23 protein-coding genes and 1 pseudogene are annotated in these 24,857 nt (G+C 73.5%); 14 read left to right on the top strand and 10 right to left on the bottom strand.

Annotated features, from left to right (window positions below; all coding sequences use genetic code 11):
* Positions 1-120 precede the first annotated feature (120 nt).
* Positions 121-777, top strand: coding sequence for a thiaminase II/PqqC family protein (locus ACIQMJ_RS20055; RefSeq protein WP_499762499.1), 657 nt, complete (start codon positions 121-123; stop codon positions 775-777).
* A 313-nt stretch (positions 778-1,090) separates the two neighbouring features.
* On the opposite strand, the gene ACIQMJ_RS20050 is transcribed toward ACIQMJ_RS20055, so the two are convergent.
* Both ACIQMJ_RS20050 and ACIQMJ_RS20045 read right to left on the bottom strand, forming a co-directional pair.
* On the bottom strand, positions 1,091-3,229 hold the full coding sequence (locus ACIQMJ_RS20050) for a putative bifunctional diguanylate cyclase/phosphodiesterase (protein WP_499762498.1): 2,139 nt from the start codon (positions 3,227-3,229) through the stop codon (positions 1,091-1,093).
* Positions 3,230-3,359: 130 nt separating this feature from the next.
* A complete protein-coding gene (locus ACIQMJ_RS20045; RefSeq protein ID WP_499762497.1) occupies positions 3,360-3,554 on the bottom strand; it encodes a hypothetical protein in 195 nt (64 codons plus the stop codon).
* Between the two features lie 106 nt (positions 3,555-3,660).
* Between ACIQMJ_RS20045 and ACIQMJ_RS20040 the strand changes: the two genes are divergently transcribed.
* The 4 genes from ACIQMJ_RS20040 (at position 3,661) to ACIQMJ_RS20025 (ending at position 7,258) form a co-directional block, all read left to right on the top strand.
* On the top strand, positions 3,661-4,830 hold the full coding sequence (locus tag ACIQMJ_RS20040; RefSeq protein WP_499762496.1) for a metallophosphoesterase: 1,170 nt from the start codon (positions 3,661-3,663) through the stop codon (positions 4,828-4,830).
* A gap of 196 nt (positions 4,831-5,026) precedes the next feature.
* Positions 5,027-5,464, top strand: a complete 438-nt coding sequence (locus ACIQMJ_RS20035; protein WP_499762495.1) for a tyrosinase family oxidase copper chaperone — start codon at positions 5,027-5,029, stop codon at positions 5,462-5,464.
* Between the two features lie 33 nt (positions 5,465-5,497).
* Complete coding sequence (locus tag ACIQMJ_RS20030) at positions 5,498-6,319, top strand: tyrosinase family protein (protein WP_499762494.1); 822 nt, start codon at positions 5,498-5,500, stop codon at positions 6,317-6,319.
* Positions 6,320-6,346: 27 nt separating this feature from the next.
* Entirely contained in the window at positions 6,347-7,258 is a 912-nt protein-coding gene (locus tag ACIQMJ_RS20025) for an NAD-dependent epimerase/dehydratase family protein (RefSeq protein WP_499762493.1), read from the top strand.
* Here ACIQMJ_RS20025 and ACIQMJ_RS20020 read toward each other — a convergent pair.
* Entirely contained in the window at positions 7,255-7,503 is a 249-nt protein-coding gene (locus ACIQMJ_RS20020; protein ID WP_499762492.1) for a hypothetical protein, read from the bottom strand. The two genes, ACIQMJ_RS20025 and ACIQMJ_RS20020, sit on opposite strands and share 4 nt — an antisense overlap.
* Positions 7,504-7,576: 73 nt before the next feature.
* Positions 7,577-8,068: a DUF4383 domain-containing protein gene (locus ACIQMJ_RS20015; protein WP_499762491.1), complete on the bottom strand. Its 492-nt coding sequence runs from the start codon at positions 8,066-8,068 to the stop codon at positions 7,577-7,579.
* A gap of 100 nt (positions 8,069-8,168) precedes the next feature.
* On the opposite strand from ACIQMJ_RS20015, the gene ACIQMJ_RS20010 reads away from it, so the two are divergent.
* The 7 genes from ACIQMJ_RS20010 (at position 8,169) to argS (ending at position 15,127) form a co-directional block, all read left to right on the top strand.
* A complete protein-coding gene (locus ACIQMJ_RS20010) occupies positions 8,169-8,567 on the top strand; it encodes a TOBE domain-containing protein (RefSeq protein ID WP_499762490.1) in 399 nt (132 codons plus the stop codon).
* Positions 8,567-9,307, top strand: a complete 741-nt coding sequence (gene modA / locus ACIQMJ_RS20005; protein WP_499762489.1) for a molybdate ABC transporter substrate-binding protein — start codon at positions 8,567-8,569, stop codon at positions 9,305-9,307. Before ACIQMJ_RS20010 ends, modA begins: the two co-directional genes overlap by 1 nt.
* Complete coding sequence (gene modB, locus ACIQMJ_RS20000; RefSeq protein ID WP_499762488.1) at positions 9,304-10,110, top strand: molybdate ABC transporter permease subunit; 807 nt, start codon at positions 9,304-9,306, stop codon at positions 10,108-10,110. The genes modA and modB overlap by 4 nt, the downstream gene beginning before the upstream one ends.
* Positions 10,107-11,156, top strand: a complete 1,050-nt coding sequence (locus ACIQMJ_RS19995) for an ABC transporter ATP-binding protein (RefSeq protein WP_499762487.1) — start codon at positions 10,107-10,109, stop codon at positions 11,154-11,156. The genes modB and ACIQMJ_RS19995 overlap by 4 nt, the downstream gene beginning before the upstream one ends.
* Before the next feature lie 106 nt (positions 11,157-11,262).
* Positions 11,263-12,303 (top strand): medium chain dehydrogenase/reductase family protein, encoded by a 1,041-nt coding sequence (locus tag ACIQMJ_RS19990; protein ID WP_499762486.1) that lies wholly within the window; start codon positions 11,263-11,265, stop codon positions 12,301-12,303.
* A gap of 67 nt (positions 12,304-12,370) precedes the next feature.
* Positions 12,371-13,240, top strand: coding sequence for an LLM class F420-dependent oxidoreductase (locus ACIQMJ_RS19985; protein WP_499762485.1), 870 nt, complete (start codon positions 12,371-12,373; stop codon positions 13,238-13,240).
* A 105-nt stretch (positions 13,241-13,345) separates the two neighbouring features.
* Positions 13,346-15,127 carry an arginine--tRNA ligase gene (argS, locus tag ACIQMJ_RS19980; RefSeq protein ID WP_499762484.1) on the top strand — a complete coding sequence of 594 codons (1,782 nt, stop codon included), beginning with the start codon at positions 13,346-13,348 and terminating at the stop codon, positions 15,125-15,127.
* Positions 15,128-15,336: 209 nt separating this feature from the next.
* Here argS and ACIQMJ_RS19975 read toward each other — a convergent pair whose 3' ends face one another.
* Positions 15,337-16,458 (bottom strand): cellulose binding domain-containing protein, encoded by a 1,122-nt coding sequence (locus tag ACIQMJ_RS19975; RefSeq protein WP_499762483.1) that lies wholly within the window; start codon positions 16,456-16,458, stop codon positions 15,337-15,339.
* Between the two features lie 300 nt (positions 16,459-16,758).
* Positions 16,759-18,483, bottom strand: coding sequence for a glycoside hydrolase family 13 protein (locus ACIQMJ_RS19970; RefSeq protein WP_499762482.1), 1,725 nt, complete (start codon positions 18,481-18,483; stop codon positions 16,759-16,761).
* 701 nt (positions 18,484-19,184) lie between these two features.
* Between ACIQMJ_RS19970 and ACIQMJ_RS19965 the strand changes: the two genes are divergently transcribed.
* Together ACIQMJ_RS19965 and ACIQMJ_RS19960 are read left to right on the top strand one after the other, a co-directional pair.
* Positions 19,185-19,601, top strand: a complete 417-nt coding sequence (locus ACIQMJ_RS19965) for a 3-deoxy-7-phosphoheptulonate synthase (protein WP_499762481.1) — start codon at positions 19,185-19,187, stop codon at positions 19,599-19,601.
* Positions 19,602-19,707: 106 nt separating this feature from the next.
* Positions 19,708-22,035, top strand: a complete 2,328-nt coding sequence (locus ACIQMJ_RS19960) for an ATP-binding protein (protein ID WP_499762480.1) — start codon at positions 19,708-19,710, stop codon at positions 22,033-22,035.
* Positions 22,036-22,041: 6 nt separating this feature from the next.
* Here the strand turns inward: ACIQMJ_RS19960 and ACIQMJ_RS19955 are convergent, their stop codons facing one another.
* From ACIQMJ_RS19955 to ACIQMJ_RS19940, 4 genes and pseudogenes are all read right to left on the bottom strand, one after another.
* Positions 22,042-22,740, bottom strand: a complete 699-nt coding sequence (locus ACIQMJ_RS19955; RefSeq protein ID WP_499762479.1) for a GNAT family N-acetyltransferase — start codon at positions 22,738-22,740, stop codon at positions 22,042-22,044.
* Between the two features lie 34 nt (positions 22,741-22,774).
* Positions 22,775-23,047 carry a hypothetical protein gene (locus tag ACIQMJ_RS19950; RefSeq protein WP_499762478.1) on the bottom strand — a complete coding sequence of 91 codons (273 nt, stop codon included), beginning with the start codon at positions 23,045-23,047 and terminating at the stop codon, positions 22,775-22,777.
* Positions 23,044-24,630, bottom strand: coding sequence for a TlrC/CarA/OleB/SrmB family ABC-F type ribosomal protection protein (locus tag ACIQMJ_RS19945; RefSeq protein ID WP_499763059.1), 1,587 nt, complete (start codon positions 24,628-24,630; stop codon positions 23,044-23,046). Before ACIQMJ_RS19945 ends, ACIQMJ_RS19950 begins: the two co-directional genes overlap by 4 nt.
* Before the next feature lie 2 nt (positions 24,631-24,632).
* Positions 24,633-24,857, bottom strand: a pseudogene (locus tag ACIQMJ_RS19940) (IS630 family transposase); the annotation flags it as partial.

Genomic DNA, 24,857 nt, shown 5'->3' with positions numbered 1-24,857 from the left:
AGTCTTCATCCGCGCAACCGGAGCGGATGCCCATCCGCATGGCGTCGGGCGGCTCTATAGAGTGCCTATTGGTCATGCCGCCGTCGCCGGTGACGTGCGGTGCCCGGACGAGGGGAAACGATGGCGAAGGACGCGAAAGACCTGTTGGAGCGGGTGCGCGCGGAGCTGAAGCGGGACGGCGTGACGAACCGGCTGGTGCCGTTGATCGCTTCCGGCGAGGCGCCGCGGGCGGCGTTGCGGGCGTTGGCGGCGGAGGAGCACCGCATCGTGCAGAGCGATTGGCGAGCGTTCCTCACGTTGGCCGCGCAGGCTCCCGTGCCGGCGCAGCGGGAGTTCTTCGCGATGGTCGCGGGCGGCGAGGGGTTGGCGTTGGCCAAACTGGCCGATTTCGCCTCGGCGACCGGTCTGACCCCGGATGACGTGGCCACGTACCGGTCGCTGCCCGGGTGTCAGGCATATCCGTCGTACGTGGCCAGGCTGGCGTTGGCCGGCAATCCGCACGACGCGCTCCTCGCGATTCTGGCGAACTTCGCGGAATGGGGTGGCTATTGCGCGGCGATCGCCGCCGGGTTGCGCGAGCACTACGGTTTCGACGACGCCGGCTGCGCGTTCTTCGACTTCTTCGCCGAACCGGCCCCCGAACTGGACGCCCTCGGCCTGCGCGCCCTGACCGACGTCCTCGCCACCGGCTGGACCCCGGACGCCGCCCTCCCCGCCGCCCACCTCCTGCACTCCTACGAGCTGATGTTCTGGAACACCCTCGCCGACCTCCCCTGACCCGAGAGTCGAACCTCCGTGTCCCGCGTGTCGAACCTCCAGGACCACTGAGTTCCACGTTCAGGTACCGCCGAGCGTTCAACGCCGGGGACCTGAACGTGGAACTCGGGGGTCCTGAGCGTTCGACTCTCGGGACCTGAGCGTTCGACACGCGGGACCTGAGCGTTCGACACGCGGGACCTGAGCGTTCGACTCTCGGGACCTGAGCGTTCGACTCTCGGGACCTGAGCGTTCGACTCTCGGGACCTGAGCGTTCGACTCTCGGGACCTGAAGGTTCGACACGCGGGACCTGAAGGTTCGACTCGCGCGGGATCAGTGGGGGACGGAGGGTTGGGCGTCCCAGTTCTCGGCCAGGTCGGGGCGGCCGAAGAGGTAGCCCTGGGCGTAGGCGCAGCCGGCGTTGCGCAGCCAGTCGGCCTGGGCCTGGGTCTCGATGCCCTCGGCGACGGTGTGCGCGCCCAGGACCTCGGCCAGGTCGATGATGCAGCGCACCACGCCCGCGGTGCGGCCGGTGTCGGACAGCGCCCCGGTGAACGAGCGGTCGATCTTCACCACGTCGAACGGGTAGCGCTGGAGGTAGCTCAACGACGAGTAGCCGGTGCCGAAGTCGTCCAGCGCCACCCGCACCCCCGTCTCGCGCACCTCCATCAGCCCGCGCATCGCCGCGCCGTCGGCCCACACCGACTCGGTCACCTCGATCGTCAGCCGCTCCGGCGGCAGCCCCGTGGTCTTGAGCACCCGGTCCAACGACGGCAGGAACGCGGGCGCGGACAGCTGCCGCGTCGACACGTTCACCGTCACGCCGAGCGCCCGCCCCTGCTCGCGCCACCGCATCGCCTGCTCGCACGCGCCCGCCAGCACCTTGTTGCCCAGCGGCACGATCAGCCCGGTCTCCTCCGCCAGCCCGATGAACTCGCCGGGCCCGAGCAGCCCGTGCCCCGGCCGCTGCCACCGCACCAGCGCCTCCGCGCCGGCCGCCGCCGACGTCGCCAGGTCCACGATCGGCTGGTAGTGCAGCACGAGCTGCCCGTCGGACACGGCCGTGCGCAGGTCGGCCTTGTCGCGCTGGCGGGCCAGCACCTGCTCCCCCATCTCCGGCCGGAACAGCCGGATGCGCCCGCCGCCCTCGCGCTTGGCCACGTACATGGCGGTGTCCGCGTCACGCAGCAGGTCCGCCGTCCCGACGCCCGGTGACGACACCGCGATGCCGACGCTGGCCCGGATCACCGTCTCGTGCCCCAGCCCGGTCAACGGCCGCGCCAGCTCCGACAGGATGCGGGTGGCCAGCCGCGCCGACTCGCGCACGTCGTGGCCCGGCGCGAGCACCGCGAACTCGTCGCCGCCCAGCCGCGCCGCCGTGGCCACCCGGCCGACCGCGCGGCCGATCCGCTCGGCCGCCGACACCAGGTACCAGTCGCCCGCCTCGTGCCCCTCGGCGTCGTTGACCTCCTTGAACCCGTCGAGGTCCATCACCAGCAGGCCGACCGCCTCGCCGGCCAGCAGCGCCTCGTCCACCAGGTGCAGGAAGTGGGTGCGCCCGGCGAGCCCGGTCAGCTCGTCCCGCTCGGCCCGGCTGCGCAGCGCGTCCTCCAGCTCGCGGCGCTTGCTCACGTCCAGCGCCGTGACCAGGGTGTGCTGCTCCGAGACGTGCTCGACCGGCACGGCGTGCACCGCGAGCACGCCGGTCGAGCCGTCCGGGCGCTTGACGCGCACCTCCACGCCGTCGTCGGCGGAACGGCAGCCGCGTTGGCACTCGGTGATGTCCGGGCCGTGCGGGCACGGCACCCGCCCGGGTTCGGCGGACCACGCCAGCAGTTCCCGCGCCCGGTCGTTGTGCAGCCGCGGCGCGCCCTCGGCGTCGACCAGCACGAGCCCGATCGGGCTGGCCCGGACCACCGCCTCGACGGTGCGGTGCGCGTCCCGCACGAGCCGCCCCGAGCGCACGGTCTCGTGCAGCGCCATCGACGCGACCACCAGACCCACCAACGGCATCACCACGGACGTCACGAGCGGGGCGGTCACGGCGACCGGCGTCACGGTGATCCAGACCGTGAAGCCGCTCAGGTACCCCAGCAGCGCGGGCACCGCCTGCAACGGGAACCGCTCGTTCTCGCCGCGCATCGCCCGCCGCACGGTCACCGCGAACAGGAAGCCGATGATGGGCTGCGGGTTGGGCAGCACGAACACCGCGCCGTGGGCGATCACGCACTCCGCCAGCGCGACGAGCCAGCCGCCCCGCTTCGGCCGCAGCCACCAGGTCAGCAGCACCAGCAGGACCAGGCCGGCGAGCACCAGGCGGCCGGGCCGCACGCCGACGAACGACAGCTGCACGGCGAAGGCGACGCAGGTGACCCAGGAGTAGACCTCGGTCAGCAACCCGATCCAGCGCAGCACGGGACGACCGGGTGACGAGAGCGCGTCGTCCACCACGGTGCGGGTTGGACGAGCCACGCCCGGTTACCCCCAAGTCAAGCGGCGATCGACTGAACACCCACGCGGAAGATCGAACTATCCATATCGGTGTTCACGTTCTCAACCGCCATTCGGGTGAGTCCACTATGGACCCGCCGGGGGTCGCCGCTCAGGAGCCCGGGGTGGAGCCCTCCGGCGGCTCGCTGTCGGGCATCGGGTCGGGCGTCGTCCTGGCCAGGTCGGCGGCCACCCCCTTGGCCTCGTCGATCGTGCGCTGCGACTCGGCCAGCCGCGCGTCCTCCTCCGGCGTCTCGACCCGGAAGGCGTCCGGCGGGTGGGTCTCGCGTTCGTGCTCGTCAGCCATGTGATCAGGATTGCCGCGCGCACGGCGGCCAAACTTGGACACCGGCCGCGCGGCGGGTTACCGTCGATAAGAGCCCGCTGGTCCGTAAAGCCGTCGAGGAGAGCCGATGTCGAGCACGACCGCGCCGCCCCGCCCGTCGACGCGGCGACGCGCCACCTTCGCGGCGGTGCTCCTCACGGTGACCGCGCTGTTGTTCTGGGTGCCCTGGACGGGGCTGCTCGCGCCGGGCGCGCACTGGCCGTGGCCGCTCCAAGCCCTCGGCACGGCGTTCTTCGTCGTCACGTCGGTGGCGTTCCCGCTGCTCCTGGTCCGCGCCCACGGCCGCCGCCACTCCGACCGGGCGTCCCGGGTCGCGCACCTGATGCTCGGCGTCGCGTGGGTGTTCTTCGCGTGGACGCTGATCACGCACGTGCTGAGGCTGGTGCTGGCGGTCGCCGGTGTGGAGAACCCGTTCCGGGCGCGGTTCGTGGCCGTCGTGCTGCTCGTGGTCGGTCTCGCACTGGTGGCCCACGGCCTGCGCGAGGCGCGCCGGGTGCCGAGGGTGAAGCGGACCGAGGTGGTGCTCCCCCGGCTGGACCGGGCGTTCGACGGGCTCACCGTCGCGGTGCTCGCCGACACCCACTACGGCGCGATCGACCGCACGAAGTGGTCGGTGGGCACGGTCGCGGCGGTCAACGCGCTGGAGCCGGACGTCGTCGTGCACGTCGGCGACATCGCGGACGGCACGGTGGCGCAACGCCGCGGGCAGGCCGCCGCGCTGGGCGACGTCCGGGCGCGGCACCGGTTCTACGTGTCCGGCAACCACGAGTACATCTCCAACGCCCAGGCGTGGCTGGACCACATGGCCGAGCTGGGCTGGACCAGCCTGCACAACCAGCACCGGGTGCTGGAGCGCGGTGCCGCGCGGCTGGTGTTCGCGGGCGTGGACGACGTCACGGGCGCGCACTCGGGCGAGGCGGGCCACGGCGCGGACCTCGACGCGGCGCTCGCGGGCACGCGTGCCGGCGACCCGGTGGTGCTGCTGGCGCACCAGCCGAGCGAGATCGGCAAGGCGGTCGCGGCGGGCGTCGACCTCCAGCTGTCCGGGCACACGCACGGCGGCCAGATCTGGCCGTTCCACCTGCTCGTGCGGTTGCAGCAGCCGGTGCTGGCGGGCCTGAGCCGCCACGGCGGCCGCACCCTGCTCTACACCAGCCGGGGCGCGGGGTTCTGGGGCCCGCCGCTGCGCGTCTTCGCGCCGAGCGAGATCTCGCTGCTCACGCTCCGCTCCGCCTGACGGACCGCACACCCACCCAGACGAGCACTTCGGGGATTTCGGCCCCACTCACACCGGTGCATGGCTCACACGAATGGGTGAGCGCCGTTGTCGGGGACACACCGCAGTCGCACGCTCGGCAGGGAGAGGGACGGTCGGTCGCGGTCAGGACGCCGTTGGGGGACCTCGAACCACCCTATGCCGCCGAAGGACTGCCATGAACGACCTATCCCGCCGGGACCTGTTCCGCCACGGCGCCGCAGCCACCCTGATCGCCGTCACCGCGACCGGGCTCGCGGGCCTCGCCTCGTCCGGCGCGACCGCGGGCACGAACCGGGCCGCGGGCCAGGCCGACCCCCGCGACTTCGAAGAGGACTACAAGGGCAAGAAGATCAAGGGCGAGCACGACAAGACCCGCGGCAAGCACAAGATCCACATCAACGGCCGCAAGCTCGGGGTCGTGCAGGTCCAGCTGCCCGTCCGGCCCGACTCGACCGAGACCTACACCGCGGTGCTGAGCACGCTCAACCACTTCGACCCCGTCCCGTTGGACGAGGGCAACAACCGCGACGGCCTCAAGAAGCTCGCGAAGCTCGCCGTGGACCAGCTCGGCGACCAGGAGCTGACCCACGACGCCGACCACGAGCACCCCTGATCCGCGCTCGACCGCCCCGAGAGGACCGAAGCCATGGGCACCCGCAAGAGCGCGGCCGCACTGACCGCCACCGAGAAGTCCGACTTCGTCGCCGCCGTGAAGGCGTTGAAGGCGAAGACCGAAGGCCGCAACTACGACTGGTTCGTCCGCGCGCACATGGACTACTTCAGCACCGTCAACGGCCACAACTACGCGCACCAGTCGTCGTCGTTCCTGCCGTGGCACCGGCGGTACCTGCTGGAGCTGGAGAACGCCCTGAAGGCGATCAACCCGGCGGTGAACCTGCCGTACTGGAACTGGACCGCGAACCGCTCCACCACCGGCGCGCCGTTCACCTCCGACTTCATGGGCGGCAACGGCTCCGGCGGCAACGGACCCGTCATCAGCGGCCCGTTCGCGGGCTCGTCGCAGTGGCGGATCAACGTCAGCGCCACGACCTCGACGTCGCTGCGGCGGGCGATGACGCTGCGCGGCTCCCTGCCCACGACCTCCGACGTCGACGGCGTCATGGGCGTGTCGACCTACGACACGTCACCGTGGAACTCGTCGTCCAGCAGCGGCATGCGCAACCGCGTGGAGGGCGGCCTGTCGCCGAACCTGCACAACCGGGTCCACGTGTGGGTCGGCGGCCACATGGCGCAGATCGACTCGCCCAACGACCCGGTGTTCTTCCTGCACCACTGCCACATCGACCGGCTGTGGTCGCGCTGGCAGGAGCGCTGGGGGTTCGACTCCACCCGCTACCTGCCCGGCGGCGGTGTCACGAACGTCGTGGACGTGGACGAGGTGCTCCAGCCGTTCGGCGTCACCGTGGCCTCGACTTTGGACCACCGCGGCAGCTACACCTACGCCTGACCGCCGCCGAACGGGCATGATCGACCCGTGCGCGTTCTGGTGGTGGGTGCGAGCGGGTTGATCGGGCAGCACGTCGTAGGGCGGCTGCGGGCGCGGGGGCACGAGGTGACGACCGCGGCGCGGACCGCGCGGGACGGCGTCGACCACGCCCTCGACGCGACCTCGGCGACCGAGGAGGAGTTCCGGGCGCTGCTCGCGGGTCACGACGGCGTGGTGTTCGCGGCCGGGGCCGACGACCGGGACGTGCCGCGCGAGCCCGCGTACCCGGTGTTCCACCGGGGCAACGTCGCACCGGTCGTGCGGCTGCTCACGGCCGCGCGGCAGGAGGGGCTGAGCCGGGCCGCGGTGCTCGGTTCGTACTACACGCACTTCCACCGCGGGCACCCCGAGTGGCGGCTGGCCGAGCGCCACCCGTACATCCGCAGCCGGGTCGAGCAGGCGCGGGCGGGCCGGGCGGCGGCCGGCCCGGACCTGCCGGTGGCCGTGCTGGAGCTGCCGTTCGTGTTCGGCCGGGCGGGCGACCGGCTGCCGAACTGGTCGGGCCCGCTGGACAAGTGGGTCCGGTCCCGGTCACCGCTCGTCGCACCGCCCGGTGGTAGTGCCGCCACGACCGCCGCGCACGTGGCCGAGGTGCTGACCGACGCCCTGGAGCGGGCGTCGGGCGCGGACGTCCCCGTGGCGCTGGAGAACCTGACGTGGTCGGACATGATCGGCCGCGTCGCCGCGGCCGCCGGTCACCCCCGACCGGTGCGCCGGCTGCCGGGTGCGGTGGTGCGGGTGGCGTTGCGGCTGACCGGGGTGGCGCAGGGGCTCACCGGCAGGCAGTCCGGGATCGACCCCGCGCACGCGGGCTCCCTGCTGCTGCGGGAGCTGTTCGTCACGCCGACCGGCTCGGGCTCGGTGGACGACGCCGTCGCCGAGACGTTCCCCCGCGACTAGTAGGCGCGGCGACCGGTGCGCGGGGCTTCGTAGTCGTAGTCGTCGTCGGACACGTCGAACGGCAGGGGCCGGTTGGTCCACGAGTCGACGACCACGACGATCACGGCGCAGACGATGACGACGACGCCGACCCAGCCCAGGCCACCCCAGATCAGGATGCCCGCGATCAGCACCAGCGGCAGGACCATGAACAGGCAGAACGGGTCCACCCGCCCGAAATGCCGCCGTCCTCCGGAACTCGCCATCTACGCCCTCCCAGTCAAGCGCCTCCCTGGGTGAACTTACGCGACGAGCCCCGCGCACCGGTCAACCGGGCGGTCACGCGCCGCGCTGTTCCCGGCCGGGGTACCGGCCTCGGGCGCGTTCGAAGACCGTGGCGAGCACGGCCGCGATGATCATGCCGGCTCCGAGGCCGAGGTGCAGCAGGTTGTCGGCGGCGTTGAACGGCGCGAAGTTCGCCGCGTCACCCTCGTGGTCGACCGAGTGCACCACCGACCCGTAGACCCACAGCACCAGGTAGAGGAACCCGCCTGCGCCCAGGAACAGGCGTGACGTGCCCCGCGAGGCCGCGGCCAGGATCCCGGCCACGCCGAACAGCAGGTGCAGCGCGTTGTGCAGCACGGACACCTGGAACAGGCCGAACAGGAGGGCTTCGGAGTGCGGTCCGGCGAAGCGGATGCCGTCGAGGGCCGTCGTCGCGCCCGGCACGAATCCCAGCACCCCCACCAGCAGGAACACCGCGCCGACGACCAGCGCGAGCGCCTGGACGGGGCGGCGGCGGGCGCCGACGCGGTCGGTCGAGGTCGTCATGGCGGGTCCTCCGATCAAGGCGTGTGCTGGGCGTACCCGGCGGTCGCGGGGTGAAACCAAGATCACACTCCTCCGCAGGTGCGGAGTTATACTGCTCGGCGTGCCGAATCTGCGGATCAGCGACGCCGCCGCCCTGCTCGGGGTGAGCGACGACACCGTGCGCCGGTGGATCGAGCAGGGCCGGCTGGCCGGGGTGCAGCTCGACAGCGGCCGCAAGGGCGTCGACGGCCGGGAGCTGGCCGAGTTCGCCCAACGGCTGGCCGAGGCGCCCGAGCCCGGCGTCACGGTGGCCGCGTCGGCCCGCAACCGGATGCGCGGGATCGTCACGCGCGTGGTCAAGGACGGGGTGATGGCGCAGGTCGAGCTGCAGGCCGGGCCGTTCCGGGTGGTGTCGCTGATGAGCCGCGACTCGGCCGACGAACTGGGTCTGGAGATCGGCAGCGTCGCCGTCGCGTCGATCAAGTCCACGCACGTCGTGGTCGAGATCCCGGAGGCGTGATGCGGGTGTTCGCGCTGGTCGTGCTGCTGGTGGTGGCCGGGTGCGGCGCACCGGGCGCCGGCGCGGACGGCCGGGTCGCGGTGTTCGCGGCGGCGTCGTTGACCGAGGTCTTCACCGAGCTGGCCGAGGACTTCGAGGCGGCCGAGCCCGGCGTGGACGTGGTGCTCAACTTCGCCGGCAGCTCGGCGTTGGCGCAGCAGGTCGGGCAGGGCGCGCCGGCGGACGTGTTCGCGTCCGCCTCGTCCGCGACCATGGCGCAGGTCGTGGCCGCGGGCGCGACGGCCGCCGAACCCGTCACGTTCGCGCGCAACCGGCTGGAGATCGCGGTGCCGGCGGGCAACCCGGCCGGGATCACCGGGCTCGCCGACTTCGCCGACGCGGACGCCAAGATCGCGTTGTGCGCGGAGCAGGTGCCGTGCGGCGCGGCGGCGCGGCGGGCGTTCGAGGCCGCCGGGGTGACGCCGCGGCCGGACACCCTGGAGCAGGACGTGAAGGCGGTGCTGACCAAGGTGCGGCTGGGCGAGGTGGACGCCGCGCTGGTCTACCGGACCGACGTGCGGTCGGCGGGCGCCGAGGTCGAGGGCATCGCGTTCCCGGGAGCCGACGGGACGGTGACCGACTACCCCATCGCGCCGCTGGCCAAGGCGGGCAACGCGGCCGGCGCGCGGAAGTTCGTGGCGCACGTGCGGTCCGACCGGGGCCGGGCGGTGCTCGCCGCGGCCGGGTTCGACGCGCCGTGAGGTCGACCCGCCGTCGGACCCGTGGCCGGCTGCCCGTGGCGCTGGTGCTGCCGGCCGTGCTCGGGCTCGCGTTCCTGCTCGTCCCCCTGGTGGGGCTGCTGGTCCGCGCGCCGTGGCGCACGTTGCCGTCGCGGTTGTTCAGCGCGTCGGTCGGCGAGGCGCTGCGGCTGTCGTTGGTGTGCGCGAGCCTGGCGACGGTGGTGTGCCTGGTGCTGGGCGTGCCGCTGGCGTGGCTGCTGGCCCGCGGCGACGTGCCGGGGCGGGGCCTGCTGCGGGCGCTGGTGACGGTGCCGCTGGTGCTGCCGCCGGTGGTGGGCGGGGTGGCGCTGCTGTTCGTGCTCGGCCGGCGCGGGCTCGTCGGGCAGCACCTCGACGCGTGGTTCGGCGTCTCGCTCCCGTTCACCACCGCCGGGGTGGTGCTGGCCGAGGCGTTCGTGGCGATGCCGTTCCTGGTCATCTCGGTGGAGGGCGCGCTGCGCGGGGCGGACCCCCGCTACGAGGAGGCCGCCGCGACGCTGGGCGCGTCGCGCTGGCTGGCGTTCCGGCGGGTCACCCTGCCGTCGATCCTGCCGGGCGTGGTCGCGGGCACGGTGCTGTGCTGGGCGCGGGCGTTGGGCGAGTTCGGCGCCACCATCACGTTCGCGGGCAACTTCCCCGGCGAGACGACCACCATGCCGCTGGCGGTGTACCTGGCCCTGGAGACCGACCCGGACGCGGCGGTCGTGCTGAGCGTGGTGTTGCTGCTGGTGTCGGTCGGCGTGCTGGCCGCGCTGCGCGACCGGTGGGTCAGCGGGCCGTCATGACGTTGCACGCCGACCTGCGGGTCACCCGCGGCGCGTTCCGGCTGGCCGCCGAACTGGTGGTGGAGCCGGGCGAGGTGGTCGCCCTGCTCGGCCCCAACGGCGCGGGCAAGAGCACCGCGCTGCGCGCCCTGGCCGGGCTGCTGCCGTTGACCGGCGGGCACATCCGCCTCGGCGAGCACACGTGGGACGCGCCGCCGGACGTGTTCCGACCCGCCGAACGGCGCCCGATCGGCGTGGTGTTCCAGGACTACCTGCTGTTCGCCCACCTGTCCGCGTTGGAGAACGTCGCCTTCGGGCTGCGTGCGCGTGGCACCGGCCGTGCGGCGGCACGGACCGAGGCGGCGCGGTGGCTGGACCGAGTCGGGCTGTCCGCGCACGCCAGGGCCAAGCCGCGCACGCTGTCCGGTGGGCAGGCGCAACGCGTCGCGCTGGCCCGTGCCCTGGCCACCGGCCCGGACCTGCTGCTGCTGGACGAACCGCTGGCCGCGCTGGACGCCGCCACCCGGCTGCACGTGCGCGCCGAGCTGGGCCGCCACCTGCGCGACTACCCCGGTCACACGCTGCTGGTCACGCACGACCCGCTGGACGCGATGGTGCTGGCCGACCGGCTGGTGGTGCTGGAGCACGGCGAGGTCGCGCAGCAGGGCACGCCGACCGAGGTGGCCCGCCGGCCGCGCACCGACTACGTCGCCGACCTGGTGGGCCTCAACCTCTACCGCGGCACGGCGCGCGGCGCGGTGGTGGAGCTGGACGCCGGCGGCACGCTCACCGTGGCCGCGCCGACGACCGGCCCGGTGCACGTGGTGTTCCCGCCGAACGCGGTCAGCCTGCACCCCGAGCACCCGACCGGCAGTCCGCGCAACGCGTGGCGCGTCACCGTGGCCGGGATCGAGCAGCACGCCCACACCACCCGCGTGCGGCTGGACGGCGTGCCGCCCGTGCTGGCCGACGTCACCACGGCGACGGTGGCCGACCTCCGGCTCCAGCCCGGCGACGGGCTGTGGGCCGCCGTCAAGGCCACCGAGGTGCACGCGTACCCGTTCTGATGGTTGTGAGTGACCAACCACTCTTATCGGATTCGCGCTTGACGTCGCCGCAGGCGCAGCGTTGACTACTTCATGAGTGACTGACCACTCACAGATGGAGGAAGCGATGCGCACCCAGTCCACCGAGCAGGTCTTCGAAGTCGTGCTGCCGGGCGTGGTCGAGCCGGACGGCCTCGTGCTGCGCCACCGGGCCCGGCCCACGCCGGGGCCGGGCCAGGCGCTCGTCCGCGTCGAGGCGTCCGGGGTGTCGTTCGCCGAGCAGCAGATGCGCCGCGCCAGGTACTACGACCAGCCCGCGTTCCCGTTCGTGCCGGGCTACGACCTGGTCGGCACCGTCGCCGAGGTCGGCCCCGGCGTGGACGCGGCGCTGCTCGGCCGGCGGTTCGCGGCGTTGACCAAGGTCGGCGGCTGGGCCAGCCACGCGCTGGTCGACGCGGCGGACCTGGTGCCGGTGCCGGACGGCGTCGACCCGGCCGAGGCGGAGACGTTCGTGGTCAACGGCCTCACCGCCTGGCAGATGCTGCACGGCATCGCGAAGGTCGGCGCGGGTCGGACCGTGCTCGTGCACGGCGCGAACGGAGGCGTCGGCTCGACCTTGGTGCAACTGGCCCGCCTGGCCGGGGCGCGGGTCATCGGCACCGCCTCGCCGCGCCACCACGACGCCGTCCGCGAGCTGGGCGCGACCCCGGTCGACTACCGCTCCCCCGACCTGGCCGCCGAGGTCCGCGCGCTCGCGCCGAACGGCGTGGACGCGGTGTTCGACCACGTCGGCGGTCCCGGGATCGTGGACTCGTACCGGCTGCTCGCACCGCGCGGCGCACTGGTCGCCTACGGCACCGCGTCCACCCGCGACCAGCAGGGCTCGTCCCGCCTGCCGGTGCTGAAGCTCTTCGCCCGCCTGCTGTGGTGGAACGCCCTGCCCAACGGCCGCACCGCGCGGTTCTTCAACATCTGGGCGGGCAAGCGGAACGCGGCGAAGTTCCGCGCCCGGCTGAGCCGCGACCTGGGCGCGGTGCTCGCCCTGCTCGCCGACGGCTCGTTGCGCCCCCAGGTGGCGGCGCGCGTGCCGCTGGAGCGGGTCGCGGACGCGGTGCGACTCGCGGAGTCCGGCACCGTCACCGGAAAGGTCGTGCTGATCGCGAGTTGACCTGGAGCGCGCTCCAGCCACTAGCGTCCGCACCATCGGTTACGGAGCGTGGGAAACGGAGCACGACGTGCGATTGGGTGTGCACATCAACCGGTTCAACCAGGGTGCGGCACGGCTCGGCGGCGACCTGGCCGCGGCGGGCGCGGCAGCCGAGGCGGGCGGCCTCGGGTGGCTCTCGGTCATGGACCACTACTTCCAGATGGAGCACAACGACGCCGCCGAGGACCCCATGCTGGAGGCTTACACCACGCTCGGGTTCCTGGCGGCGCACACGTCGACGGTCCGGCTGGGCGCGCTCGTCACCGGCGTCACCTACCGCCACCCGGGCCTGCTGGCCAAGATCGTCACCACGCTGGACGTGGTGTCGGGCGGTCGTGCGACGTTGGGCCTCGGCGCGGCCTGGTACGAGCGCGAGCACCGGGGGCTGGGCGTGCCGTTCCCGCCGCTGGGCGAGCGCTTCGAACGGCTGGAGGAGGCGCTGCGGATCTGCCGGCAGATGTGGGACCCGACCGACGACGGTCCGTTCGAGGGCAAGCACTACCGCCTGGCCGAGACCCTGTGCGTGCCCGCGCCGGTGAGCGCGCCGCACCCTGAGATCATGATCGGCGGCAACGGCGAGCGGAAGACCCTGCGGCTGGTCGCCCGCTACGCCGACGCCTGCAACCTGCTCCTGCCGTCCGCGGAGGAGGTGCCGCACAAGCTCGACGTGCTGCGCCGGCACTGCGACGACCTCGGCCGCGACTACGACGCGATCCGCAAGACCGTGGTGCCGCTCGGGCAGCTCCCCGACGACGCCGACGGGCTCACCGCGGCCCTAACCCGCTACGCGGAACAGGGCATCGACACGGTCGTCCTGCGGTCACCGGACGGCGACCTGGCCCGCTGGATCGACGGCGTGGTCGCGCCGGCCGCCCGACGGCTGGCCGAATGCGGCTGACCGACCACCCCCGTGTCCGGTGTGGACCGTCGCGCGGGACGGCCGCCGACCCTCGGCGGGCGGCACCGGCGCGGCCTGGGACAATCGCCTCTCCGACGAAGGAGGATGTGCCAGGTGAGCGTTCACCACCAGGAGGTTCCGTCGCTGCTGGAACAAATCGCCACGACGATGTCGGGGGCGATCGGCCGGGTCCGTGCGGATCTGGCGGGCGCGGATCCGGTGGTGCGACGATCCGAGCGAGCGGACTTCCAGTGCAACGCGCCACTCGCGCTGGCCAAGCGCGTCGGCGTGAAGCCGCGCGACCTGGCGGCGGACGTGGTGGCCGGGCTCGACCTCGACGCGGACGCCGTGCTGGCCTCGGTCGAGCCGTCCGGGCCGGGCTTCCTCAACGTCACCGTGACCGACCGGGCGGTGTGGGCGCAGGTCGCCGCGCGCCTGGCCGACGACCGGCTCGGCGTCGGCGTGCCCGAGCTGGGCCGCAAGGTCGTGGTCGACTACTCCGCGCCCAACATCGCCAAGGAGATGCACGTCGGGCACCTGCGCACGACGATCATCGGCGACAGCCTGGCGCGCGTGACCGGGTTCCTCGGCGCGGACGTGCTGCGGCAGAACCACCTGGGCGACTTCGGCACGCAGTTCGGGATGCTGATCCAGTACCTCGACGAGCACCCCGACGCCGCGTGGCACCAGGACGAGCTCGGCGCGGACACCTCGGCGGTGTCCGCGCTGGACGGCCTGTACCGGGCGGCGCGCGCGGAGTTCGACGCCGACGCGGAGTTCGCCGACCGCGCCCGGTCGCGGGTCGTCGCCCTCCAGTCGGGCGACCCCGCGACGGTCGCGGTGTGGCAGGACATCGTCGCGGAGTCCGAGCGGTCGTTCAGCGCGATCTACGACCGGCTCGGCGTGCTGCTCACGCCGGAGGACTCGGTCGGCGAGTCGTTCTACAACCCGATGCTGGGCGACACCGTCGAGGAGCTGGTCGAGGCGGGCCTGGCGGTGGAGAGCGACGGGGCGCTCGTCTTCTACTCGCAGGAGGTGACCGGGCCGGAAGGGCGACCGGTCACCCTGATGGTCCGCAAGCGCGACGGCGGGTACGGCTACGACACCACCGACCTGGCCACCATCCGCTACCGCCTGCGCGAGCTGAAGGCCACCCGGCTGGTCTACGTCACCGACTCGCGGCAGGCGCTGCACTTCCAGCTGGTCTTCGAGGCGGCCCGGCGGGCCGGGTGGCTGACCGACAGCGCCTGCGCCGAGCACGCCGCCTACGGCACGATCCTCGGCCCGGACGGCACGCCGTTCAAGACGCGGTCCGGTGGCACGGTCCGGTTGATGGACCTGCTGGACGCCGCGGTGTCGCGGGCGCGGGCGGTCGTCGAGGAGAAGAACCCCGACCTCGACCCGGCCGAGCTGGACCGGATCGCCGAGTCGGCGGGCATCGCCGCGGTCAAGTACGCCGACCTGTCGACCTCCCGGGTGAAGGACTACTCGTTCGACGTCGACCGGATGGTGTCGTTCACCGGCAACACCGGCGTCTACCTCCAGTACGCCCACGCCCGCATCAGCTCGATCCTGCGCCACGCGGGCGACCCGGACGTGACGGTCGACCCGACCGTCCCGCTGCACCCCGCCGAACGGGAGCTCGGGCTGGTGCTCGACGGCTACGGCGCCGTCGTCACCGAGGTCGCGGCGACCCTCGAACCGCACCGCCTGTGCGGCTACCTGTACGACCTGGCCCGCGCCTACACCGCCTTCTACGACAACTGCCCCGTCCTGAAGGCCGACGAGCCCGTGCGGGGCAACCGACTGGCCCTGTGCCGCCTGACCGCCCGCACCCTCGGCCACGGCCTGGGCCTGCTGGGCATCACCGCGCCCGAACGGATGTAGTCGCCGCGGGGCCCGCGCGGGGGGGGCCCCCCCCCCCGCCCCCGGGGGGGGGGGGCCGGGGGCCCGCCCCCCGGGCGGGGGGCCGGGCGGCCCGGCCCCGCCCCCCCGGGGGGGGCGCCCCGGGGGGGCCGGGGGGGGGGGGTGGTGGGGGTGGGGGGGGGGGGGGGGGGGCCCCCCCGCGCGGGCCCCGCGGCTCGTCCGGCCGGCGTTCAGCCGGTCGTGCAGGCGGCCGTCGTGCCGGTCCCGGTCCCGCTCGCCAGGAAGCCGAACGTGGCCGAGCCACCCGGTGACAGCGTGCCGTTCCAGCCCAGGTTCCGCGCCGTCACGGTCGGTCCGGTCTGGCCGGCGGTGGCGTTCCACGCCTGGTCGAGCCGCTGACCGCCGGTGAAGGTGAGCGTGGCCGTCCAGCTCGCCGTCGTCACCGGGGCGTCGTTGCGCACGGTCACCTCGCCCTGGAAGCCCCCGTTCCACTGGCTGACCACGCGGAAGGTCGCGGTGCAGCCACCGACGGGCGGGACCGTCGTGGTGGGCCGTGTCGTGGTGGTCGTCGTCGGCGGTGTGGTGGTCGGCGTGGTGGTGGTGCTGGGCGTGGTGGTGGTCGTGGTGGGCGGGGTGCCGAGTGCGGCGGTGAGGGCGGGGTACCAGCGGTCGGCCATCTTGCGGAAGCCCGCGTCGTTCGGGTGCACGCCGTCACCGGTGTCGGTGGCGGTGTCGAAGCCGGTCCACTGGTCGACCACGGTGATCGGCGACCGCGCGGTCGTCCTGGCCGCCGCCCAGCCGGGGATGGCGTTGTTGAGCGCCACGACGTGCGTGCACTCGGGGCACGCCATCGGGATGATCTTCGCGACCAGGATCTCCACGTCCGGGTTGTGCGCCCGCATCTGGTCCACCAGCACGGAGTACGCGGCGATGACGGAGTCGACGGGGCGGAAGTTGCCCCACATGTCGTTGGTGCCCAGGTGCATGAGCACGACGTCGGGCCGCGCCGCGGCCAGCCACGGCGGCAGTTGGCCCTGCTCGGCGATGCCGATGGCCGAGTAGCCGCCGTGACCCTCGTGGTCGACGTCGAACGGCACCGAGCAGCCGCCGCCCTGCTGGGTGCCGACGGCGTCGATGTCGGTGTGGCCGGTCCTGCGCAGCCGGTCCCACAGGTAGGCGCGCCAGCAGCCGGGACCGGCGGTGATCGAGTCGCCGAGCGGCATGATCCGCACCGGTCCGGCGGCGGCCGGGGCGGCCGGGGCGGCGGAGGAGGACGCGGGCTGGGCCGCGGCGAACGCCAGCGTCGCGACGAGCACCGCCACGAGGACGTGCGGCACGAACTTCCGGGACATCTCTTCCCCTTCGGGTGCGGGGTCGCGGCGTGGCCGCGCCACGCCCTGGGAACGCTCCCAGCATTGTCTGCACCCTCGGAGCCGCGAGCCGCGGCTGTCAATCCACCTGTCTGCGACCGGACAACGAATCACCCGACCGGCGCCGTCGGCCCGTCTCACCTGGACGCCGGTCGTCGTCGAGCGCGGTGAGCCGTCCCCCAGAACCGGCTCACCGCGCTCACCGACAACTCTGCGGGACCGCTTGTGCAAGCCCCTTGCACGATCCTGCAATCCGCAGGTCGTGGGGGCCGGGCCCGGTGATCAGCGCTTGAGCACCAGCGCCTCCCACGGCCTCAGGTCGACGCGACCGGGCGAGACCAGCGCCTCACCGGCGTTGGTCAGCACCACGTCGGCCAGGGACCACTCGCGGTCGACCTCGACGGTCTGCGGCGTGCCGCCGAGGTTGGCCACGACGAGCAGCCGGGTGTCGTCCAGCGTGCGTTCGTAGGCGTAGACGTGCGGGTGGTCGGCCAGCAGCATGCGGAAGTCGCCGAGGGCGATCACCGGGAGTTCGTGGCGCAGCCGGATGAGCCGGCGGTAGTGGTTGAAGACGGAGTCCGGGTCGTCGTACTGGGCTTCGGCGTTGAGCCAGGTGTGGTTGGGGTTCACCGCGAGCCACGGCTCACCGGTGGTGAACCCGGCGTGCGGGCTCGCGTCCCACTGCACGGGGGTGCGGGCGTTGTCGCGGCCCATCGCGCGCAGGCCGCGCAGCACCTCGTCGGGGTCGGCGCCGGCCGCGACGGCCTCGCGGTAGTGGTTGAGCGACTCGATGTCCCGCATCTCGTGCACGCCGGCGAACGGCGCGTTGGTCATCCCGAGCTCTTCGCCCTGGTAGACGAACGGCGTCCCGCGGTGCAGGTGCAGCACGGTCGCCAGCGCGGTGGCCGACGCGCGCCAGTGCTCGCCGTCGTCGCCGAACCGCGACACCACGCGGGGCTGGTCGTGGTTGTTCCAGTACAGGCTGTTCCAGCCGACCTCGGCCAACGCCGTCTGCCACCGCCCCAGCGACGCCTTCAGGTCGCGCAGGTCCAACGGCTTCGGGTCGAACTTGCCGCCCGGCCCCTGGTCCAGCGAGACGTGCTCGAACTGGAACACCATGTCCAGCTCGCGCCGCGCCGGGTCGGTGAACAGCCGGGCCTGCTCCCACGTCACGCCCGGCATCTCCCCCACCGTCAGGTACTCCCCCGGCCGGTCCCCGAACACCTCGTGGTGCATCTCCTGGAGGAAGTCGTGCACGCCGGGACGGGTGGCGAAGTGCGGGAACCCGTCACCGAGGCCGCCGACGCCGATGGTGGCGCCGTCGGGCAGGTCCGGGTCCTTGGAGATCAGGTTGATCACGTCCATCCGGAAGCCGTCCACGCCCCGGTCCAGCCACCACCGCATCATCGCGTACACGGCGTGGCGGACCTCGGGGTTCTCCCAGTTCAGGTCCGGTTGCTTGACGTCGAACAGGTGCAGGTAGTACTCGCCGGTCACCTCGTCCAGCGTCCACGACGGACCCGAGAAGAACGAACCCCAGTTCGTCGGCTCGGCACCCGGCTGCCCCGCCTCGAACCCGTCGCGCGGCGGACGCCACCAGTACCAGTCCCGCTTCGGGTTGTCCTTCGACGACCGCGACTCCACGAACCACGGGTGCTCGTCGGAGGTGTGGTTGACCACCAGGTCCATCACCAGCTTCATGCCCCGCGCGTGCACCTCGGCCAGCAACCGGTCGAAGTCCTCCAGCGTCCCGAACGCCGGGTCGATCGCCTGGTAGTCCGAGATGTCGTAGCCGTTGTCCGCGTGCGGCGACGCGTACACCGGCGACAGCCAGATCACGTCGACGCCCAACCGGCGCAGGTGGTCCAGCCGCGCGGTGATGCCGTTCAGGTCACCCACGCCGTCGCCGTCGGAGTCGGCGAAGCTGCGCGGGTACACCTGGTACACCACCGCGGAGGTCCACCACGGCGCCGTGGTCGGGGTCGCCTGGGCCTGGTCCAGAGCCATGTTCCATCCTCACCCGGTTCGTCGGACGTCCTCCCAGTCCACCACCGGCCGCGCCGCGTCGCACCCCCCGCCCTTCGCCGCCGCCCGCCGGTCTTCCGGTGCCGCCGCGCGCCGATAGGGGTGTACCCGCGTCGAAGCAGCAGATCACTAGGGGTCGCTCGGCCGTTCGCTGGCCGGCTGCGGTCGTGCCACCTCGGCCGGGCACGGCCCGCCGAGTGATCTTCACGACGTCCGGCCGGACGTCTCTCCCGCCGACACCCCACCGGCAACGCGGTGGACCCGGTCACCCTCGACGGCCTGCCGGACCACGTGCACGTGCGGGCGTGGGTGCCGCAGCTGGTGCTGCACAAGCCGGCCGGCACACCTGGCGGGAAGTGGAGCGTTGGCATGCGAACACCGGACAATCCGAACACCTCGGACCGACTGGCCCGGTCCGCGCCGGCCCGCGACGAGGCCGTGCCGGACCTGGACGCCTACCTGGCCGCGTGGGCCGAGGCGGCGATGTCCATGTACACCAACGTCGAACGGGTGCCCTTCACGAGACCACCCCGGAGCGAACCGCGGCGGCCAAGATCGCCGCGTTGGACGCGCTGGCCGCTCACCTGGCCGCGCGTGCCGGGTCGACGGCGTGGAGCTGCCCGCGTTCCGGGGGCACCTGGTCAACTCCGAGGCGCCGTCGGCCGAGGCGCGACTCGCGGCGGATGCTGTGGGCGTACCACTTGGTTGAGCGACCCCATGCACGGCACGGCAACAGGGTCCGCTTGCCGTCCGGTCGCAAGACCCGGTTCCTGGAACAGGTGGCGCGGGATGCGGGGGCGGTGCGCGACGTGCTGACGCGGGAAGGGCTGCGGTTGGGTGGGCTGCACCTGGAGACGGCGGCGACACCGGTCACCGAGTGCGTCGGCGGCCCGATCACGAGCGAGGACGACCTGGCCGCGGACTACCGCACGCTGTGCGACCCGCGACTGAACCCGGAGCAGGCGCGGGAGCTGATCGACGCCCTGTTCCGACCTCCGGGCCGCGGCGCCCCACGCCGCGCGCTGTGCCGACCGGCGGTCCCCCGGGCGTGGGTCGCCCGGTGGTGCGTCGATCATGCCGGGGTCGGCCCCCTCGGCTAGCATCGGGCCAGCCGGTGTGGAACACCAGCCGCTCAGGTCGTCGGCACGCGCGGGGCCTGTCCGGTGCGGGGATGTCTCCGCCTGTCACAGGGGGAGGCGTTCGGACGTGGTCGAGTGGTCGGCGCGGCGGTTGTTCCCCGGTGACGACGCGACCAGCGCCGCGCACCGCGCGCACGACTGGGCGTCCACCCCGCTCGGGCCGGTGGGGTCGTGGCCGGTCGAGCTGCGGGCGGCGATCCGCACGGTGATGCCGTCGCGGGTGCCGATGCTGCTGTGGTGGGGCCCGCGGCTGGTGCAGATCTTCAACCACGCCTACACGCCCGTGCTGGGCGGCAAGTACCCGCGCGCGATCGGCCGGCCCGGGGCCGAGTGCTGGGCCGAGGTGTGGGACGAGCTGGAGCCGTTGGCGCGGCAGGCGATGGACGAGGGCGTGTCGACGTACTCGGAGAACCAGCTGCTGTTCCCGCACCGGCACGGCTACCGCGAGGAGACCTACTGGACGTTCTCCTACAGCCCGGTGCTGGCCGAGGACGGCTCGGTGGCCGGGATCTTCGTCGCCACCACCGACGTGACGGCGCGGGTGCTGGGCGAGCGCCGGCTGGAGACGTTGCGCCAGCTGGGCACGTTGTCGATCGCCGAGGCGGACACGGCCGCGGACGCGTGCCGGGCGGCGGTGAAGGTGTTGGCGGGCAGCGCGGCGGACCTGCCGCGGGTCGCCGCCTACCTGCGCACGGGTGACGAGGAGCCGGTGCTGGTGGCGTCCACGGGCGGCGGCGCGGTCACCCCGGCGGAGGTGGTGGGTCGGGTGTCGGCGACCGGGCGGGCGGAGATGCTCGGGCGGGACGAGACGCTGGTGCTGCCGTTGACGGCGGGCGCGCGTGGCACGCACGGCGCGCTGGTGGTGGGGTTGAGCCCGTTCCGCAGCTTCGACCAGCCGTACGCGTCGTTCGTGGACCTGGTGACGGCGGGTGTGGCGACCGCGGTGGACGACACGGTCGCCTACGAGGCCGAACGGGCGCGCGCGACGGCGTTGGCGGAGCTGGACGCGGCGAAGACGCGGTTCTTCCAGAACGTCAGCCACGAGTTCCGCACCCCGTTGACGTTGCTGCTCGCGCCGCTGGGCACGTTGCTGGAGGACCACGCCGAGGTGTTGCCCGCGGATCAGCGGGAGGCGGTGTCGGCGGCGCACCGGGCGGCGCTGCGGTTGCGGCGCCTGGTCGACACGCTGCTGGACGTGGCCCGCGCCGAGGCCGACCACCTGCACCTGCGGCCGGAGCCGACCGACGTGGCCGCGCTGACCGCGGACTGCGCCGCGATGTTCCGCGCCACGGCCGAGGGGTTGGGCCTGGAGCTGGTGGTCGACGTGTCGGGCGGGACGGTGTGGCTGGACCAGGAGATGTGGGCGCGGATCGTGCTCAACCTGCTGTCCAACGCGGTCAAGTTCACCCCCGAGGGCACGGTGGCGGTGACCGTGCGCACCACGGAGGACAGCTGCGTGCTGACCGTGGCCGACACGGGCGTGGGCATCTCGGAGGCCGAGCAGGGCCGCGTGTTCCAGCGGTTCCACCAGGTCGACGGCGTCACGGGCCGCAGCCGCGAGGGCGTGGGCATCGGCCTGTCGCTGGTGGCGGACCTGGCGGCGGCGTTGGGCGGCACGGTGTCGGTGCGCAGCGCGCCGGGGCGGGGCAGCACGTTCACCGTCACGGTGCCGAAGTCGCGGGCCGAGGCGGCGGTCCGGCGGGTGGCGCTGGACGACCTGGGCGCGAGCTTCCTGGGCGAGACGCGGCAGTGGGCGCCGCCGGAGGCGGCCGAACCGGTGGCGGGCCGCGCACGGCGGCGGGTCCTGCTGGTCGAGGACAACGCCGACCTGCGCGACTACCTGACGCGGCTGCTGTCGGCGCAGCACTGGCGGGTGGACGGGGTCGGTGACGCGGAGGCGGCGCTCGAGCACGCCCGCACGGTCCGGCCGGACCTGGTGCTCAGCGACGTGATGCTGCCGGGCCGCGACGGCTTGGCGCTGCTGGGCGAGCTGCGGTCCGACCCGGTGCTGGCGCGCGTGCCGGTGGTGCTGGTGACGGCGCGGGCGGGCACGGAGTCCGCGATCGAGGGGTTGCGGCACGGCGCGGACGACTACGTGGTGAAGCCGTTCCACCCGGCGGAGCTGATCGCCCGCGTGCGGGTGCACCTGGAGCTGTCGAGCTTCCGCGAGGCGCTGCTGGCGGAGGGTGAGCGCGAGGCGAGCACGTTGCGCGAGGCGTTGGCCAGCCGCAGCACGATCAGCCAGGCCGTCGGCATCCTGATGGCGCTGCACCGCTGCGACGCCGACGCGGCGTTCCGGCGGATCACCGCGCTGTCGCAGCGCCGCAACGTGAAGGCGCGTGACATCGCGGCGGAGCTGGTGGCCCGGTTCGTGGCCGGTCTGTCCGCGGGGTGAGGCGGGTCAGGCGGGCACGGCCGCCGCGGTGTCGGCGGGCACGCGGAGCAGCGCGATGACGAGGTCCGCGCGCAGCCGGAAGCCGAGCGACTCGTAGAGCCGGATCGCCGAGGTGTTGCTCGCGGCGGTGTGCAGGAACGCCTGCTCGCCGCGGGCCCGGATGCCCGACGTCACGGCCCGCACCAGCCGGGTGCCCAGGCCCTGGCCCTGGTGGGCGGGGTCGGTGCACACGGCGCTGATCTCGGTCCAGCCCGGCGGGTGGAGGCGTTCGCCCGCCATGGCGATCAGCGCGCCGTCGCGGCGGATGCCGAGGTAGGTGCCCAGCTCGACGGTGCGCGGCAGGAACGGTCCGGGTCGGGTGCGCTCGACCAGGTCGAGCATCTCCGGCACGTCCGCGGGGCCGAGCCGGACCGCCTCGGGGTCCTCGGCGACGCGCACGCCGGCGTCCACGAGCTGCACCACGTCGAACCGCTCGACCACCTCCCAGTCGGCGGGTGGCGGGTGCGGCGTGGTGATCGGCACGATCGCGCCCGGTCCGGCGAGCGCGGCCAGGTCGGACCAGGTGCGGTCGTCGGGCCGGTCGGGCAGCGCCACGAACGTCGCCACGTCCGGTTGGTAGCGCAGCACCTGCCCGCGTCGTTGGGCGAAGCGGGCGTGCGGCCCGGTCAACGCCGTCCGGGCCGGGTTGTCCAGCGGTGAAGCCATCGCGGTGCCCCCAAGTAGTTCGCGATCCACCGGATCATGCGTGCCTCCGGGTCGGTCTGTCCACCGCCTGACCGCCCACCGCCTCATCGCCCACCGCCTGATTGACCGGTGTCCGATCGCGCACAGCCGAATCCGCGCTGGGCGCGCTGGCCGACGGTGGGTTGGCCCGGCAGTTCGGCATCACCGCGCCGTTCTGGTTCGCGGCCGTGGTGGTGGTGGTGGCGGCGGGGGTGGCCCTGGTCGCGTGGCGGCCGTTCGCGGCGGCGACCGGCCTGCACCGGTCGGCCGCCGCCGCGTCCTGGCTCACGTCACCTCGCCGTCCTCGAGGTGCAGGCGCGTGCCGCGGAACGCGTCCCGGGTGCGCCGGTCGTGGGTGACGACGACCAGCGCGCCCGGGTAGTCGGCCAGCGCCTGCTCCAGGTCCTCGACCAGGCCCGGTGACAGGTGGTTGGTCGGCTCGTCGAGCAGCAGCAGGTCGACCGGCCGGGTCACCAGGCGGGCCAGCTCGGCGCGCCGCCGCTGCCCGTAGGACAGCTCCCCGATGCGCGTGCGCAGATCGCGCCGGTCGAACAGGCCCAGCGCGAGCAGCACGTCCACGTGCTCGTCGGGATGTCCGGGCAGGCCCTCGGCGAACGCCTGGATCACGGTCAGCTCGGGCCGCCACGGCGGCTCCTCCTGCCGCAGGTGCCCGACCCGGCCCGGCACGTCGACCACGCCGGAGTCGGGGCGCAGCTCGCCGCCGAGCACCTTGAGCAGCGTGGTCTTGCCCGCGCCGTTGGGCCCGGTCACCAGCAGCCGCTCCCCCGGCCGCACGGTCAGGCGCAGCACCCGGAGCCGGTCGCCGACCCGCACGTCCGACAGCTCGGCCGCCCACCGGGCGTCACCGCCGCCACCGGCGATGCGGGTGGAGAACCGCAGGGGTTGCGGCGGCGGCGCGACCGGGTTGGCGGTCAGCCGCGCCCGGCGTTCCTTGGCGTTGCGGATGCGGCTCATCGCGCCGTGCCCGCGGCCCCGGGCGCGGAACGGCCCGGCGGCGAACACGGCCAGCGGCAGCTTGCGGGGGATCTCGCCGAGCTGCCGCGTCGCCGTGGACAGCAGCCGGTCCTGGCGGGCCAGCTCGGTCCGCCACTCCCGGTGCTCGCGCAGGCGTCGGGCCCGGTGTGCGGCCTTGGCCACGAGGTAGCCGTCGTAGCCGTCGCCGAACCGGGCCACCCGGCCCGCCTCGACCTCGACGATGGTGGAGGTGACGCGGTCGAGGAACTCGCGGTCGTGGGTGATCGCGACGACGGTCCCGGTGTGCCGGGCCAGGTGCTGTTCCAGCCACGTCACGGCCTGGTCGTCCAGGTCGTTGGTCGGCTCGTCGAGCAGCAGCAGCTCGGGCGAGGACGCGAGGGTGGCGGCGAGCGCGAGCCGGGACAGCTCGCCGCCGGACAACGTGCCCAGTGCGCGCCGCCGGTCCAGCCCGGGCAGCCCGAGGCCGTGCAGGGCCACCTCGACCCTGGTGTCGGCTTCGTACCCGCCCCTGGCCTCGAACAGCTCGACCAGCGACGCGTAGTGCTCCGGGTCGGCGTGCGGGCCGGCCAGGTCGGCCTCGGCCCGGCGCATCCGGGCCTCCAGGTCGCGCAGGTCGGCCAGCGCGAGGTCGACGACGTCGGCGACGGTGGCGTGCGGCGGCAGGTCCACGCACTGGGCCAGGTACCCGATGCCGCCGGGCGCGACCACGGTGACCTCGCCGTGGTCGGGCGCCACCCGGCCCGCGACGATCGCGAGCAGGGTGGACTTGCCGGAGCCGTTTTCGCCGATCACGCCGACCTTCTCGCCGGGCTTGACGGTCAACGAGACCGCGTCGAGCACGACGCGGTCGTGGTAGCGCTTGGTGACGTTGTGCAGGGCTAGTGTCCTGCGCCAGGAATTCGATCAAGATATGAGGCGAGGCGGTCGAGGATCTCGTCCGCGTCCTTGGTCCAGACGAAGGGCCTGGGGTCCTCGTTCCAGGTCTTGATCCAGTCGCGGATGTCGTTTTCCAGGGCGCGCAGGGACTTGTGGGCGGCGCGGCGTAGTCGTTTGTCGGTGAGCAGGCCGAACCACCGCTCGACCTGGTTGAGCCAGGAGGAGTA

The sequence above is a fragment of the Actinosynnema sp. NPDC091369 genome (assembly GCF_044757065.1).
GTDB lineage: Bacteria > Actinomycetota > Actinomycetes > Mycobacteriales > Pseudonocardiaceae > Actinosynnema.
The sequence above is the reverse complement of the archived record's forward strand: the minus strand, read 5'-3'. Positions and strand labels throughout refer to the sequence as shown.